The following is a 16,578-nucleotide window of genomic DNA, read 5'->3' as shown; positions in this document are numbered from 1 at the left end:
CCTGTCATTTTCCCGTAGGCTTTTTTTCGCAATGTACCGTGTCTATATTCGATCGTCGCGAGAAGCGATTTTGGTAATCAGGGGAAGACTTAAATGGCGAGTTTGCAGAACTTCGATTCCGAGATCGAGAAGACCAGAACAATGGTCAATGATATGCGGGCCAAAATCGATCAGTCCACAATAGTCCTCGACAAATTCGCTAAAGCTGATGAGAAGATCGGCGCTTCCGATTTCGATATCGAAAATGCGCGCATTGATGATGTCTTGCGTCAACAGAAGGTGATGGAAGGCAATATTGCCGAGCTGATCATCGGGCTGGAGGATGCCACCAATGTTTTCGGTTCTGAATTCGAAAGCATGAAAGGCTATTCCGGCTGGGAAAAGTTTATCGGTGTCTTCTCCAAGCAGAAGATGCAGCGCCTGCGTTCAGACCGCGTCCGCAATATGTCACTTGCGGGAAATCTCCAGGAACTCCTTTCCAAGTCCGACCGGATTGTCGGTATTCTGAAAGAGCAGAAAGGCGTTCTGGACGAACGCTACAAGACCTCCGAAACGAGCCTTGCGACTGTCATAGAACGGCGCAAGTCCACCATCGCCAACCTTGAAGCGACGCAAAAGCGAATCGAAGAACTAAATCCGCTCTTGCTGGATATTGAAAACAGGATTGCCGCGTCGACAGATCAGGGCGCACGCACCGAGCTTGAAGGTCAGCGGTCGAAACTTGCAACAGAATATAATGAGCGCCAGGCCAAGGAGCAGGAGCTTCTTGCGGAAAGCCAGACGCTGGAACGTTACACGTCCATGTTCCAGACTTTTGTCGATTCGCTCAATAACCAGATCGCGGCGCAGAGCACGCTGATCAACAAACTGTCGATCGACACCGAGCAGCGCATCGTTCTTTACAAGGCGCTGGAAGATTCTTTGAAAACGGCCGCGCAACAGGACGTGGCGCACAAGATCAATACGCTCGGCAGCAAGGTGGATACGGCAGCAGAAGAGACCATGGCCGGTGTCGGTGCAGCGGCACAGAAGCACATCGGCGATCTTCTCGAAATGCACGAGAGGAACATGGTCAGTTCGCAGGATATCCAGCGTCGCAAGAAGCTGGCTGACGATGCTTTCTCGCGGCGGTTCTCAGAGGTCCTGAAGAAGCACAATTCCGCCGACTACGTGCAGAGCTAGTCAATGACCGACAATGCCAATGCGGATCTTGCGGCGGCTGAGCGCTATTTTGGCGCTATCCGTGCGGCGCTGGATGGGCTCGAAGTCTTTCTGAACAACCAGGACTCGCCACTCTACAAGCATGATCTGGTTGCACAGACTGTATCTGAATATCTGCAGCGCCTTGATTCTTCGTTCGAATGCTGGCGCAACAGGCTCGGTTTTGCCGAGCGCTTTCGCATATCCAAGGCCGAGAGCGGCTTTCCTGTCTTCCAGAATGTTCTGGAGCTTGAAAATGACAAGAAGGACGCATCGGTGCGGCTTGCTGCCATTCCGCCGGCGGATGCGCTTCGGGGCGAGATGGCGGATTTCATTCTGCGCAATCGCGAGTTTCCGCGCGACCTGCAAAGGTCCATGGCGGAACGGGTATATCTGGAAGTCGTGGACAAAGGCGAGATATTCTCCCCCTTCCTGCTCCCGACCACCATCCGGGTTTCTGTTAACCCGAAAACCATGCGCCCCTTCTACGTGGTGCATTGGGGCGCATTCGACGGAGCCTCGAACTTGCCATTGATCTACATGGCGATCATCGAGGACTCATCCGAAGATATGGTGGAGACGTTGGTGGCTGAGGGCAAGCTCAACAACAAGGTCAGGATTCCCCTGCCGGTCGGCGGTCTTCTCAATCCGGATATCGCACGCCGCTTTGACGATTTTGCCGCGAAGAACTCGGCCTATTCGCTGTCGCCAGTTACCATCGCTACAGCACTCGATCAGGATTTTCCGGAACTGCACCCCAAGCAGCTACGCCGGCTCGTTCTTGGGCCATTCTACACGGCCGGAATTACCGAGCATAATCAGAAGGTTGCCGACGTCCTTGAGCGCGTGCGCAAGCCGGAGGACGCCTGGCTCCTGACCTGGACCTTGCAGGAAGTTTTTTCCAAGGCGGAGAAACCCGGCAAACGTGGACTTTGGTCGTCGGAGCCGTCGCGTGAAGAGTTTCACATCAATACTGATGACCTTGAAGCGGCAAGGCAGGGCGTCAGTCACTATGAGCAGCACGCTCTGGTGCCGCATGAAGCCTATCAGGCGTTGTACGCATCAGGGGAAGCGGCAGGAATCTTCAAGGGGTTTCAGACGCATATCCTGTCCAATGGCCAAGTGATCAGCGGCATTTGAGGAGGAAACGATCATGGATGTCGGTCTGACCACGCTTGTTGAGAAGGACATCGCCAAGCATCTTGCCGTCGCACAGGCAATGGTGACGCGATTCGTATCGCTGGACAGCGGCGAGAAGTCAGGTACCGAAATTGCCGGCACTGGCAGACGTTTTGTTTCGACCGTTTCAACCGGCGGCTTGCGGAAGACGCGTGAGGTGGAGCTTGCAAAGACGATCCAGTCTGTGCGTGCCGACGATCAGATGCTTTCGATTGCCCAACACACGCTGCTGTTTCGGGCTCGTCGTGGTGTCGCGATTGCACTAGCCGTCGCCGATGTTTTCGGCCGGCAAAGTGATCTTGAAAGTTTGATGGCGCGCAATGCTTCCGCTCCGTTACAGGGTGAAGAGGCCAGTCATTTCAAACGGCTTCTGTCAGCTGCAGCTTACGTTGCCGCTTTCGCCTTTGCCGCCTATCTCGCGCAACTGATCGAGGCTGATTCAGAACCAGCCAACGATATGAGCGAGCCGGATTTCGTCTTCGATACGGCGCAAGACGCGTTGAAATCGGTGATTGCCGGACTCGATCGCGCAATTTCCGGCGCGAGCGATGAGCAGGTGATGCTTGCGCGCGCCAAAGCCTTTTCCGCGCTTGCCATCGAAGGGCTTTTGCAACGCAAGGGACGATTTGACGGTCTTGGCAATTTCGAGGATACGCACCTGCGGCTCGACAGCGATGACTTCACACTGGACGGGTTCGATGTTGCGCCATCGAAGAAACGCACGCCGCTGGTGATGACATTCAAGAAACCGAACGAAGTTGTCGGCAACCACATCGCCAAGTTTCAGGCTCTGAAGCTCTCCAAAATGCTGATGGCTTATGATTTCGACCGGCAGCTCAACCCGTTTGTCGAGTTGGGCGGGTTTCTGTTCACGTTCATTGGTGACGGCGCGCCGGGCACAGGCAAGACCACGCTGATCCAGATGATCGCCGGGATGCTCAATGATTATTGCCAGGTCGCCGGTTACGCATTTCACTATGAGAATTTCGGCGTGGATCAGATATCGTCCTATCAGGGCAAGTCCGGACAGAACTGCAAACAATTTGTGACGAATGTGCTCAATCCGCGCGTGATCGGCTTTGGTACGATCGACGACATCGATCAGGTCGCGGCAAAGCGTTCGGATGACCGCGCCTCCTCGGGCCAGCACGAGATCACCGGCGTGCTGATGGAAGCTTTTTCAGGCGCCTCCACCGTTGTGCGCGGTAATTGCTCATTCGGTATGTTCTCCAACTATCCGGAGAACGTCGACGACGCGTTGAGGCAGCGGGCAGGGGCGCGATGGCTGGTCGACGGACCACAGACACGCGACGACTACATCGATATCTTCGCGCTGCTGGCGGGCAAAAACCACAAGATACCGCTGGGCGATCACAAGCTCTACGAAGCGCAACAGATCGCACGGGCGGTGGAGACGGCCTATGACGAACTTTCGGAGCCGCGGGAGGAGGGGCTGAAAGTGGTCTTTGATCGCTTCATCAAGGACAATGGCGAGCCAAAAACCCTGTCCGACATCGGCACCTATCTACACATGATCAAGGAGCGCGAGCCACGCTTCACTGGCCGCGCCATCAAGAACGTCACCGACGCAATCAAGATGCGTGCGATGGATGTGGAACTTCCGGATGAATGGTTCGAAAAGCCCGAAACGTTCATGCACAAGGGCTATGATGAAAAGAAGGCGATGATCGAGACGTTGCGCAAACCCTTCACGATGGAGATGGTGCTGCAGGAAACCAACCGATACGCGGATTCGGAGTTCCGTTATTCCGACAAGTCCGACGATGCGGCAGTGGACAAGATGGTGCGAGACGCGAGATTGCGTGAGCGGGCAGTGCGGGAAGTTGAAGCGCTCAAGGCCAAAGGGCAATGGGACGTCTGATGGACCTTCTCTACGAAAACGAGCTGATCTATGGACGCTTGCTGACGATCGACCAGCCGCACCTGATAGAGCGTTATAATCGCGCGCTGAAATCCTTCGGTTTTTCTGCGACGAAACTCAAGAAATTCAACGTCGACAGGACCGGCTTTTCGCCGGAAGTCGCCAAGGAGCTGAAGGATCCGTCTTATCTCGATCCAAATGGCGTCAACCGCCGGTTCATCATTTTGACACCGGCGCAGGTGGATTTGCCGGTCGTGCACACGCAATTCTCCAATACATCGCAACTGATGTACGAGTTTTTCACCAGCAATTCCCGCGCCATCAATGCGCTGACGATCAAGGATGTACTCTACGGCGAGATCGAGGATAGCGTTTCGGTCGTCAATGACATCGAAGACCTTCTGTCGATCAACCAGGTGGAGTTCCGGGTTCTCTCCGCCGAGAATGTCATGGGGCAGGCGGCGGAATTGCGGCTTTTGGTCGACCGGCTGGAGGACGAACCGGACGCCTGGCGCAACAACGAGCTCATCAACCGCATGGTGGAACTCGCCAAGGTCACCGGCGATATCCGGGAGAATTCGCTGGTGCCGGACAAGGTGATATTCCGGCACCGCGCCTTCTGGACCAGCCATTTCGGTGGTGTTTTCATCTTTGTCGATGACAATACGACGACCGTCATTGGCGATCCGTCGGCACCGGGATTCCGACGTTCGCGACCGTGGCAGGTGAATTATATTTCCATCAAGGATGCCGAGCAGGTCTTTCAGTTTCTCGCTTCGACCGCTCGCATCGAACTGCCGCGCGCCTCATGGATCGAGCAATCGGGCTATCTCGAAAATCGCGGCGAGATGATTATCCGCCATCTGATCCAGTCACTGGAGCCGGAACGGGACCTGACCAATATCGACCGAATCTGGCTGCAGACCTGGATTCACGCCAATGCCAGCCTGATCAATCATGATGGTACGTGGCCATTCCTTAATGGGGTCAAGCGCGAGATCAGCCAGACTGGGCAGCTCAACATGGCGGAAATCGATCCGAAACGCCGGTTTCTTGTCATACGCGCCCTGCCGCGTCACCCGGACGCCTGGCTGGTCAACCATCTGATCAGCGATTTCGTGCCATGGGATTTCCTGTCACGTTATGTCTTCAACAAGCCGGGCTTTTATGCCGATTATCAGAGCTGGAGCCCGCCCTATCAGGCACACGTCGTTGATATTCTCAAAACGACCTATCTGAAAGACAAGGAAGGGCTGCGGAAACGGTTGTATGGGTTGGCGTAAAGTAGAGGGGGGCGAAAGTTGTCGCTACTCGTCAATCGCCCGGGCTCTTTGCAGGCTGCGAAGGCGGAATTTTTGCACCGATTCTACAGGTCGACTCTCTATCTCGCAGGAACACGTTGTCGATTTTCTCGAAACAACCTATGTGATTGACAGATAAGGGCTGCGGAGGCGGCTTAATGGACTTGAACAGTAACGAGGAACAGGATGCTCGAGCCCGTGATCAATTTTTTCAGCCGGATTTTCTACTATATTGGGCGCGGTATCGGCTTTGTCGTCGGTATCATCCTGTGGCCGTTCATGTGGCTCGGGAGCTGGTATGGTCAGCGCGGAATTATCCTCAAGGCGGTTCTGGGTCTCGCAGTGCTCGTATGGCTCGGGCTCTACGGATACTTCTTCTACAACACACAGGTCTGGACGAATTTCAACCCGGACTACATCAGCTCGTACAATTTCAAAAACCTCACCGTTCCTGTAGGCGAACCGGTTCCTTCGCCGACGCAAGCCGCCGATACAGGCGCAGCGAAGACCTGCGCGCGCTCGGCCATCGTGCAGGTGACCGCAGACCTTACGGATTTCAACGTCAACCAGAACGCGTGGATTTCCTCCATGCTGCTCTACAAGCTCGGGTTCTTCGGCGTCGATTGGGACAATACGCCTTTCCTCGATAACAAGGCATCCTTTCAGCGTGGCATCAATTCTGCTGTACGCCGCACGGCGGTTGAACTCGTCGATACACTTGGGCGTGTTCGCGGGACCTCGCAGATCGACGCCGACTTGCAGAAGGCGCGCGGAAACCTGCAATTTACCGAAGACGCCTGGTATTTTGGCCTCAATCCCTTTGGTCCGAAGACGCCGACGCCGAGTTATTATCGTTCGGCGGTCAAGGATCTGCGTACGTTCAATACGAAGCTGGAGTCCTGCAATGCCATTTTTGATGCGCGTGCGGATAATCTCATCCAGTTCATCGACCGTATCGCCAACGATATCGGCGCGACTTCGGCGATTTTGAAAGATCGTTCGGAAAACAACAATTATGGCTGGTTCGACACGCGTGCCGATGACCGTTTCTGGTTCGCCTACGGTCAGCTCTATGCCTATTACGGTCTGATGAATGCAGCTCAGCTGGATTTCAAGCAGGTGCTCGATGAAAAGCACCTGACGCCGCTTTGGGATGGTATGGACGGGCAACTTCGTTCGGCCTTGAACATCAAGCCCTGGATCATCGCCAATGGCAGCGAAGGCGGCTGGCTGTTGCCGAACCACCTGACGACGATGGGCTTTTATATCCTGCGCGTGCGCTCTAACCTGATCGACATCAAACAGGTGCTGCAGCAGTAGTGGACTTGGGTTTGTAAACTGCTATATTGGCGTTGGAGCAGGGACGAGCTTTCGCCCGCCCCCTTTCCTAGTTAATTGAATTGGATCCGGATGGTCACTTGCCAGCGAGTCCGGATCCTTTTCACAACTAGGGTGATGCTCAGCGGTTTAAACCACATCACTTCACCTCCAAATTCGAACGACAAGGCTGTTGCCGCAGTTGGAGGAGCCTATCGCCTCCAATGCACCGCTGGCCCGGTACTGCTGCTTTTGCCGTTGAACGTCATCTACATGCCGTTAATGGTTGCGCACTACAACGAATGTGCGGTTGCAAAATTTATGTGGTGAGTTGCGGGCTATCGACACTCATACCGGCAAGCTTGACGTTTCCTTGACTTCTTCCATCACGGCGTAGGTGTGGCTTTCACGGACACCTGGCAAAGAAAGCAGCATATCGGAGAGAAAGCGCCGGTAATGCTCCATATCGGCAACGCGGGCCTTGATCAGATAGTCGAAGCCGCCGGCTACCATATGGCATTCCATCACGTCCGGGTTACGGCGCGTGGCTGCGGCAAAGGTTGCGAAGACGTCCGGCGTGGTGCGATCAAGTTTGATCTCGACGAATACAAGCATTGCGCGATCGAGCTTTTTGGGCGACAATTTTGCCGTGTATCCAAGGATGTAGCCGTCGCGGGACAGGCGCTTTACCCGTTCGGTCGTAGCGGTTTGCGACAGGCTGATGCGCTCGGACAATTCTGTATTGGTCAGGCGTCCATCCTTTTGCAGCTCGCGCAATATTCTGCGATCGAGGCTGTCCAAATTTTTCATCGCTAAAATATTCCCCATTTGTAGTTTTTTACACGTAATCTCTCACATTCATTGGTGAGAATAACTGAGTAGATTTGGATTATATGGGAAAAATCAATAAGGGGAAGCCTGATGACCGCACCATTGCCATCTACCAATGATTTTTCTGCACCTTATGCCGTCGATGATCAGGCGTTGGTTGCCTCGTTGCTTAAGTCCATAACATTGCCGGAAGATGTCAGCCGTCGCATCGATGCCCGTGCCAGCAAATATATCACGACGATCCGCAAGGAAGCGAGCGGTATCGGTGGGGTCGAGGATTTCCTGCGGGAATATGGTTTGTCGACCCGCGAGGGTCTGGCGCTGATGGTGCTTGCGGAAGCCTTGCTGCGCGTGCCGGATGCGGCAACGCAGGACAAGCTGATCGAGGATAAACTGAAGCAAGGTCATTGGTCGGAGCATGAGCCAAGCGGCGATACGTGGTTTGTGTCCGCTTCCGCTTGGGCGCTGGGTCTCTCAGCGAAGGTCATCAAACCGGGTGAAACTCCGGAGGGCGTGCTTTCCTCGCTGGTCAAACGGATTGGCCTGCCGACTGTCCGTACTGCTACCAAGCAGGCCATGCGCTATCTCGGACACCACTTCGTCTTAGGTGAAACGATCAAGGATGCGCTGAAACGCGCTAGCACCAATGAGGCCAAGGGCTATCGCCATTCCTTCGATATGCTGGGGGAGGGAGCTCGTACACGGAAGGATGCGCAGGGCTATTTCAAATCCTATGCGGACGCCATCGATGCGATCGGCCGCGCCACCGGTAACAAGAAGCTACCGGATCGCATGGGGATTTCGGTCAAGCTCTCGGCGTTGCATCCGCGGTATCTGGCGACACATCATGATCAGGTCATGGCCGAACTGGTACCGGACCTTCTGGCACTTGCGCAAAAGGCGAAGTCTTACGATCTTAATTTCACTGTCGACGCGGAAGAGGCTGACAGACTTGAGCTATCCCTGGATGTGATCGATCGGGTGTTTGCCGATCCGTCACTGGATGGCTGGGACGGATTCGGCCTCGCCATTCAGGCCTACCAGAAGCGGGCGCTTGATGTAATCGATCACATCGACAAGCTCGCGGCGCGGCACAACCGTAAGATGATGGTGCGTCTGGTCAAGGGGGCTTATTGGGACACCGAAGTGAAGCGGGCGCAGGAACGCGGTCTTGCCGACTATCCAGTGTTTACCCGCAAACCAGCGACCGATGCGTCCTATCTCGCATGTGCCAAGCGCATGCTCGATGCACGACCGCGTATCTTCCCGCAATTTGCTACGCACAATGCGTTGACTGTGGCCATGATTCTGGAAATGGCTGGCGCCGACAAGACTGGCTTCGAATTCCAGCGCCTGCATGGTATGGGGGAGAGTCTTTACAAGCAGATCACGGAGAAGAACGACAAGATCGCCTGCCGGATTTATGCGCCGGTTGGCGGCTATCGTGATCTTCTCGCCTATCTTGTGCGCCGTCTTCTTGAAAACGGTGCAAACTCGTCGTTTGTCTCCGTGGTTGGCGACAACAATATACCGATTTCGGAGTTGTTGATAAGGCCGGCCGAGAAACTGAACGATGGCAAGGGCTATCGTCATCCGAACATCCCGTTACCGCTAAAGCTCTATGGCAAACGCACCAATTCGGCTGGTGTCGAGCTTGGCGATCGCAAGGAATTAGCAGCTCTGCTGTCTGGAATTGCCAAAGCATCGACGACTGTTAAAGCCGTCCCGTTGATCGAAGGCGTGAAGCCATCCGGCAAGACGCAGGATGTAGCCTCTCCAGTAAATGGCTCGACTGTTGGTACCGTGGTTTTTGCAACGGCTGAAGAGGCGGCTAAAGCCGTCAATGTAGCGCGCAAGGGTTTCTCATCCTGGTCGCGTGTCCCGGTGGAGACGCGGGCCAAGGCGCTGGAAAAGGCGGGAGACCTCCTGGAAGCCAATCGTGACAGCCTTCTCGATCTTCTTTCGCGTGAGGCAGGCAAGACCATCGATGACGGCATCGCCGAAATCCGCGAAGCAGTGGATTTCTGCCGCTACTACGCAGCCGAAGCTCGCAGACAGTTTGGCGTGGACAAAGTCATGCCGGGGCCGACCGGCGAGGACAACAAGTTGCGGCATCGCGGCCGTGGTGCTTTCGTCTGTATCAGCCCCTGGAATTTCCCTTTGGCGATTTTCCTGGGTCAGGTAACGGCAGCGCTCGCCGCCGGCAATACTGTCTTGGCCAAACCGGCAGAACAGACGCCACTTATTGCCTACGAGGCAATTGGCGTCCTGCACGAGGCAGGTGTTCCGAAAGATGCGGTGCTCTATGTGCCGGGTGATGGATCCGTTGGGGCAGCGTTGACCTCACATCCGGAAATCGCAGGCGTCGCCTTTACCGGCTCGACGGACACGGCCTGGGCGATCAACCGGACGTTGGCAGCGAAGAAGGGTCCGATTGTTCCGCTGATCGCCGAGACAGGAGGCCTCAACGCGATGATCGTCGATGCGACAGCCCTTTCCGAACAGGTCGCAGATGACGTTGTCATGTCGGCCTTCCGATCGGCCGGCCAGCGTTGCTCTGCTCTGCGCATTCTCTATCTGCAGGAAGATATCGCTGACAACATGCTTGAAATGATCGAGGGTGCAGCAAAGGAACTCACCTTGGGCGATCCTTCTTTGCCTTCGACGGACGTCGGCCCGATCATCGATCAGGCACAGCGCGATATGCTGACAGATCATATCGCGGCGATGCGGAAGTCACAAAAAGTGCGCTTTGCGGGCGAGGCACCGAAAGATGGCCTGTTTTTCGCGCCGCATATCGTGGAGCTCAACCGGCCGGAAGCGCTGGAGCGCGAGGTATTTGGCCCGGTCTTGCATGTTGTTCGCTGGAAAGCCAAGGACCTCGACAAGGTGCTCGACCAGATTGCGTCGACTGGCTACGGCCTGACGTTTGGTTTGCACACCCGCATCGAAGCGACAGTAACCAAGATCATCGACCGGCTCGATATTGGTAATATTTACGTCAACCGCAATACGATCGGCGCTGTTGTGGGTACGCAACCTTTCGGCGGCTCTGGTCTTTCCGGTACTGGACCAAAGGCGGGCGGGCCGGCCTACCTGGCACGATTTGCACTCGAGCAGGTTGTTTCCGTTAACACGGCGGCGGCAGGTGGCAATGCAAGTCTTATTGCCATGGGCGAATAGAGACTCTTATCCTCAGCAACTGGGGATAGTCCCTTCTGGCTATCCCCATTTCGCTTACACGATGCTATTTGACGTTCTTGAAGCATTGAGGAGACGTCGATGGCTATCGTCAAATCCGATATTGAGATTGCGCGCTCCGCGGTGAAAAAGCCGGTGCTGGAGATCGGCGCCAAGATCGGTATTCCGCCGGAGCATCTTGCTCCCTATGGCCATGACAAGGCCAAACTTTCGGCGCAGTTCATCCGGTCCAAACGTGGTGCCAAGGATGGCAAGCTCATTCTCGTAACTGCCGTCAGCCCGACGCCGGCGGGCGAGGGCAAGACGACGACGACAGTCGGTCTTGGCGACGGACTCAATCGGATCGGGAAAAAGGCTATCGTCTGCATTCGTGAAGCATCACTCGGTCCCTGTTTCGGCACCAAAGGTGGTGCTGCGGGTGGCGGCTATGCGCAGGTCATTCCTATGGAGGACATCAACCTGCACTTTACAGGCGATTTTCATGCCATCACCTCCGCTCACAATTTGCTGGCGGCGATGATCGACAATCATGTGTATTGGGGCAATGAGCTAAATCTCGATACGCGCCGTATCACCTGGCGGCGGGTTATGGACATGAACGACCGGGCCTTGCGCGATATCGCGTCATCACTTGGCGGCGTGGCGAACGGCTTTCCGCGGGAATCGGGCTTCGATATCACGGTTGCCTCGGAGGTGATGGCTATTCTTTGCCTTGCCAATGATCTGAAGGATCTGGAACAGCGGCTCGGCGAAATCATCATCGGCTACCGCTTCAATAAGACCCCTGTTTATGCCCGCGATCTGAAGGCCGACAAGGCGATGGCCGTGCTTCTCAAGGATGCGATGCAGCCCAATCTGGTGCAGACTCTCGAGAACAATCCAGCCTTCGTGCACGGCGGGCCGTTCGCAAATATTGCGCACGGCTGCAATTCAGTCGTTGCGACGACGACCGCGCTGAAACTTGCAGATTATGTGGTCACCGAAGCAGGTTTCGGTGCGGATCTTGGCGCAGAGAAATTCTTCGACATCAAATGCCGAAAGGCTGGTTTGAAACCGGCGGCGGCGGTGATTGTCGCGACAGTGCGCGCCATGAAGATGCATGGCGGTGTGGCAAAGGAAGATCTGGGTCAAGAGAACGTCGCTGCCGTCAAATCTGGTTGCGCGAATCTCGGACGTCATATGGAAAATGTCCGCCAGTTTGGTGTGCCGGTCGTGGTTGCGATCAATCATTTTACTGCCGACACGGATGCGGAGATTGCAGCCATGAAGGCTTTTGTCGCGGCGCATGGCGCAGAGGCGGTTCTATGCAGGCATTGGGCCCAAGGCTCTGCCGGGATCGAAGAACTTGCGCACAGGGTCGTTGCGTTGGCTGAAAGTGGCTCAGCGCAGTTTTCGCCGCTTTACGAGGATGAGCTTTCGCTGTTCGACAAGATCGAAACTATCGTCAAGCGCATCTATCGCGGTGCAGAAGCGGATGCGGATACGAGTGTGCGCGAACAATTGCGGCAGTGGGAAGAGGCTGGTTACGGCAATCTTCCGGTTTGCATGGCGAAGACCCAATATTCATTCTCGACGAATCCGCATCTGCGCGGGGCGCCGGTAAACCATGTCGTGCACGTACGGGAAGTTCGTCTTTCTGCCGGAGCCGGTTTCGTTGTGGCCATCTGCGGAGAAATCATGACCATGCCGGGCTTGCCGAAGTCTCCCTCGGCCGAGCGGATTCATCTGAATGGTGATGGTTTGATCGAGGGGCTTTTTTAGACGTTGGTGGAAGCTCATACTTTTGCTGTTGCAAGCGTTGCAATGTAACGCTAACAATCACCGCATGAACACGCGCATTCTTTCAAATGGCTGGTGGTGGGCTCGCTGATAGCGGCCACTAAAGCCTTTTGCATGTTTGTGAAAAGGGAACAGGGCCGCGACGGGTTTTCCGGGCGGCCTTTTTGTTTGACCGCGGAAGCCCGCAACGCCAGATGCAACAAGGGAATTCATGATGCACAGAATTGAAGGCGATGTGGAAATATTCGATACCAAAGGCGGTGTCACGATCACGCGGTCCCGCATAGCAACGGCCTATGCCAGCGCCATCGACAGCTATGTCGATGCTCTCGACGAGCGGCGCGGCGCCGTCTTCTCATCTAACTACGAATATCCTGGCCGCTATACGCGCTGGGATACGGCGATCGTCGATCCGCCCGTCGTGATAACTTCCAATGGCCGCCATATGACCGTTGAGGCGTTGAACAAGCGCGGCGAAGTTCTTTTGGCTCCAATCAAGCAAGCTATCGAGGCGCTTATGGAAGTGTCCGTTACAGGTACAAGTGCGACCAGGCTTGAACTCGAGATTGCGCTGCCCAGCCGCCAATTCACCGAAGAAGAGCGTTCACGCATACCTTCCGTGTTCACGGTCCTGCGCGGCATTGTTGGTCTGTTCTTTACCGAAGACGATGCCAATCTCGGTCTTTATGGCGCGTTCGGTTACGATCTGGCGTTCCAGTTCGATACAGTCCAGTACAAGTTGAAACGTCCGGATGACCAGCGTGATATCGTCCTGTATCTGCCGGATGAGATCCTAGTGGTCGACCATCATGCTGCCAAGGCTTGGCTCGACCGCTATGACTATGCGTTCGCTGGCGCTTCAACCGAGGGTCTTCCGCGGGATACGGCGGCAAAGCCATTCAAGCCGACAGACAAGATACCCGGACGCGGCGATTACAATCCTGGGGAATATGCTGAACTGGTCAAGAAGGCCAAGGAAAGCTTCATGCGTGGCGATCTCTTCGAAGTCGTACCGGGGCAGACATTCTATGAGCGCTGCGAAACCAGACCGTCGGTTATTTCGCGCCGGCTGAAAGCCATCAACCCATCGCCCTATTCGTTTTATATCAACCTGGGCGATAACGAATATCTGGTCGGTGCTTCGCCGGAAATGTTCGTGCGCGTGGTTGGTCGGCGCATCGAGACTTGCCCGATTTCAGGAACGATCAAGCGCGGCGAAGACGCAATCGCCGACAGTGAGCAGATCATCAAGCTACTGAACTCAAAAAAAGATGAGTCCGAGCTCACCATGTGCTCGGATGTCGATCGCAACGACAAAAGTCGCGTGTGTGAGCCGGGTTCGGTCCGTGTCATCGGGCGTCGCCAGATCGAAATGTATTCGCGGCTAATCCACACCGTCGATCACATCGAGGGCCGCTTGCGTGAAGACATGGACGCATTTGACGGATTCCTGTCGCACGCCTGGGCTGTGACGGTAACTGGAGCGCCGAAGCTCTGGGCTATGCGTTTCATCGAAGAAAATGAGCGCAGCCCGCGCGCTTGGTATGGTGGTGCCATCGGCATGGTCAATTTCAATGGCGATATGAACACGGGCCTGACTTTGCGCACGATCCGCATCAAGGATGGCATCGCGCAGGTTCGTGCAGGCGCAACCCTGCTCTATGATTCAGTTCCTGAGGAGGAGGAGGCGGAGACCGAACTCAAGGCTTCGGCGATGATTGCGGCGGTGCGGGACGCGCACAAGAGCAATGTCTTGCCTGAGGAACGCGCTGTCGCTCGCGTAGGAGAGGGGCTGTCGGTTCTTCTCGTGGATCATGAGGATTCTTTCGTCCACACCTTGGCAAATTATTTTCGACAGACCGGTGCAAGCGTGACAACCGTGCGCACGCCGGTTGCAGAGGAGATATTTGACAGGATCAAGCCGGATCTGGTGGTTCTGTCACCTGGACCCGGGACGCCGGAAGATTTTGATTGCAAGGCGACGATCAAGAAAGCCCGCAAGCGTGGACTTCCTATCTTCGGTGTTTGCCTCGGTTTGCAGGCGCTTGCCGAGGCCTATGGCGGATCGCTGCGACAGCTGCATGTTCCGATGCACGGCAAACCCTCGCGCATTCGTATTACCAAGCAAGGTAAGATTTTCTCGGGCTTGCCCAAGGAAGTCACTGTGGGTCGCTATCACTCGATCTTCGCCGACCCGGTTCGCCTGCCAGACGAGTTCATCGTTACTGCAGAAACGGAGGACGGTGTCATCATGGCGTTCGAGCATAAAAGCGAACCGATTGCGGCGGTGCAATTTCATCCGGAATCGATCATGACACTCGGTCACAACGCTGGTATGCGGATGATCGAGAATGTCGTGGCGCATCTGCCGCGCCGGGCAAAGATACGAGCAGCATGACAGAAGACACCACAGTTCAGCGCATCGCAGGCTGGTCGATTTTAATCGGTATTACGGTGCTTGCACTGAAATACGCTGCCTATTACGTGACCGGTTCTGTCGCACTTTATTCGGACGCGCTGGAATCGATCGTCAATGTAGTGGCAGCGATCGCCGCCTGGTGGGCAATCCGTGTCAGCTACAAGCCCGCCGACCAGAATCATCCCTTCGGGCACCATAAGGCCGAGTATTTCTCGGCGGTGCTTGAGGGGGTGCTGATTGTGGTCGCTGCCTTGCTGATCCTGCGCGAAGTTTGGGTGGCTTGGGCGACGCCCCGGACATTGGAGCAGCCATGGCTTGGCCTTGCGATCAACGGCGGTGCATCGATCATCAACGCGTTCTGGGCTTCTTTGCTTATCAACCGCGGGCGCAAACACAAATCCCCCGCATTGCAGGCGGACGGAAAGCACATCATGACCGATGTGGTGACCTCTGTTGGCGTATTTGCTGGTTTGGTCGGCGCCATCCTGACGGGTTGGACGATCCTTGACCCGATACTCGCGGTGATCGTTGCGCTCAATATCCTTTGGCAGGGATGGAGCGTGATCGGAAATTCCGTGCAAGGCCTGATGGATGTCGGCGTGGCGACGGAAGAGACGATGCGCATCCGCGATGTCATTTCTTCCAATGCCGGCGGCGCGCTAGAGGTTCATGATCTGAAGACACGCATCGCCGGGCGAGTAACCTTTATTGAATTTCATCTGGTGGTTGAGGCGAACATGAGCGTCGGCGATGCACACATCATTTGCGACCGTATCGAAAACGCATTGATGGCAGAGATTCCGGACGCCAGTGTGGTCATCCATGTCGAACCCGAAGACGAGGCAAAATTGCCTATCGGGACGGTGGCCGTTCCTTTCGCCTGAGAGACTGACCGTGAATTCGCCATGGCGGGCTGCAAATGGTGCTTTTCTGTGCTCCGATGCTCATGTACCCAAATGTACGCTGCGCTTCGGTGCTCGAAAATCACCATTTCGTCGCCCCATGACGAACTTTCGGCTCAGTCCCGGACGATGATTTGATGCAGTCATGCAACATTTTTGTAACGGATTGTTTCAGTCGGTCATGATTTCGTTACAATTATGTTGACATAGAAGCGCTGCCGGGTGACATGTCTCCCAGCAATGCAATTCTCCGTATTCGATGCGACGCCGGGGGCGTACGTCTGGGGACCGTAAATTTTGGCGATACGCATCAGTTCCCTTTGAGGATCGAGCGGCCAAAGCGCATGGCAGCGCCGAGCGGATGACCGCGGCTGTTTACAATCTTAGTTAACCTTAGAGCAAAGGATAACCAGATAGAATCGTTCTGCCGGAGAGAATTTGTTTCAAGGTCGAGGGGTTTGGCGGGGGCGCTGGGGTTAACAAAGGCCCGCCCCCCAGACCCGGGGGTTTGTGGGCCCACCCGAAAAAAAAAAAGGTGTGATGTGGGATAAATTTATTGAAAAAAAG

At 55.4% G+C, this 16,578-nt stretch carries 10 protein-coding genes; 9 read left to right on the top strand and 1 reads right to left on the bottom strand.

What is annotated here, in order from left to right; all coding sequences use genetic code 11:
- Positions 1-93 precede the first annotated feature (93 nt).
- The 5 genes from PHA01_RS19785 to PHA01_RS19765 all read left to right on the top strand — a co-directional run bounded on the left by PHA01_RS19785 (position 94) and on the right by PHA01_RS19765 (position 6,882).
- The gene (locus tag PHA01_RS19785) at positions 94-1,182 is read left to right on the top strand and encodes a hypothetical protein (RefSeq protein WP_271898093.1); all 1,089 of its coding nucleotides are present in this window, start codon (positions 94-96) and stop codon (positions 1,180-1,182) included.
- A gap of 3 nt (positions 1,183-1,185) precedes the next feature.
- Entirely contained in the window at positions 1,186-2,340 is a 1,155-nt protein-coding gene (locus tag PHA01_RS19780) for a hypothetical protein (RefSeq protein WP_271898092.1), read from the top strand.
- 13 nt (positions 2,341-2,353) lie between these two features.
- Positions 2,354-4,261, top strand: coding sequence for an AAA family ATPase (locus tag PHA01_RS19775; RefSeq protein ID WP_271898091.1), 1,908 nt, complete (start codon positions 2,354-2,356; stop codon positions 4,259-4,261).
- The gene (locus PHA01_RS19770) at positions 4,261-5,544 is read left to right on the top strand and encodes a DUF6638 family protein (protein WP_271898090.1); all 1,284 of its coding nucleotides are present in this window, start codon (positions 4,261-4,263) and stop codon (positions 5,542-5,544) included. The genes PHA01_RS19775 and PHA01_RS19770 overlap by 1 nt, the downstream gene beginning before the upstream one ends.
- Before the next feature lie 204 nt (positions 5,545-5,748).
- Positions 5,749-6,882, top strand: a complete 1,134-nt coding sequence (locus PHA01_RS19765) for a DUF2333 family protein (RefSeq protein ID WP_271898089.1) — start codon at positions 5,749-5,751, stop codon at positions 6,880-6,882.
- Between the two features lie 345 nt (positions 6,883-7,227).
- Here the strand turns inward: PHA01_RS19765 and PHA01_RS19760 are convergent, their stop codons facing one another.
- A complete protein-coding gene (locus PHA01_RS19760) occupies positions 7,228-7,689 on the bottom strand; it encodes an Lrp/AsnC ligand binding domain-containing protein (protein ID WP_112530643.1) in 462 nt (153 codons plus the stop codon).
- Between the two features lie 111 nt (positions 7,690-7,800).
- On the opposite strand from PHA01_RS19760, the gene putA reads away from it, so the two are divergent.
- The 4 genes from putA to PHA01_RS19740 all read left to right on the top strand — a co-directional run bounded on the left by putA (position 7,801) and on the right by PHA01_RS19740 (position 15,993).
- Positions 7,801-10,893: a bifunctional proline dehydrogenase/L-glutamate gamma-semialdehyde dehydrogenase PutA gene (putA, locus tag PHA01_RS19755; RefSeq protein WP_271898088.1), complete on the top strand. Its 3,093-nt coding sequence runs from the start codon at positions 7,801-7,803 to the stop codon at positions 10,891-10,893.
- Between the two features lie 99 nt (positions 10,894-10,992).
- Positions 10,993-12,672 carry a formate--tetrahydrofolate ligase gene (locus PHA01_RS19750; RefSeq protein ID WP_271898087.1) on the top strand — a complete coding sequence of 560 codons (1,680 nt, stop codon included), beginning with the start codon at positions 10,993-10,995 and terminating at the stop codon, positions 12,670-12,672.
- 232 nt (positions 12,673-12,904) lie between these two features.
- A complete protein-coding gene (locus tag PHA01_RS19745) occupies positions 12,905-15,088 on the top strand; it encodes an anthranilate synthase (protein ID WP_271898290.1) in 2,184 nt (727 codons plus the stop codon).
- Positions 15,085-15,993 (top strand): cation diffusion facilitator family transporter, encoded by a 909-nt coding sequence (locus tag PHA01_RS19740; RefSeq protein WP_271898085.1) that lies wholly within the window; start codon positions 15,085-15,087, stop codon positions 15,991-15,993. The genes PHA01_RS19745 and PHA01_RS19740 overlap by 4 nt, the downstream gene beginning before the upstream one ends.
- Positions 15,994-16,578 lie beyond the last annotated feature (585 nt).

It is taken from the genome of Candidatus Phyllobacterium onerii (assembly GCF_028331445.1).
GTDB lineage: Bacteria > Pseudomonadota > Alphaproteobacteria > Rhizobiales > Rhizobiaceae > Phyllobacterium > Phyllobacterium onerii.
This window is presented reverse-complemented; position numbering and strand designations above follow the sequence as displayed.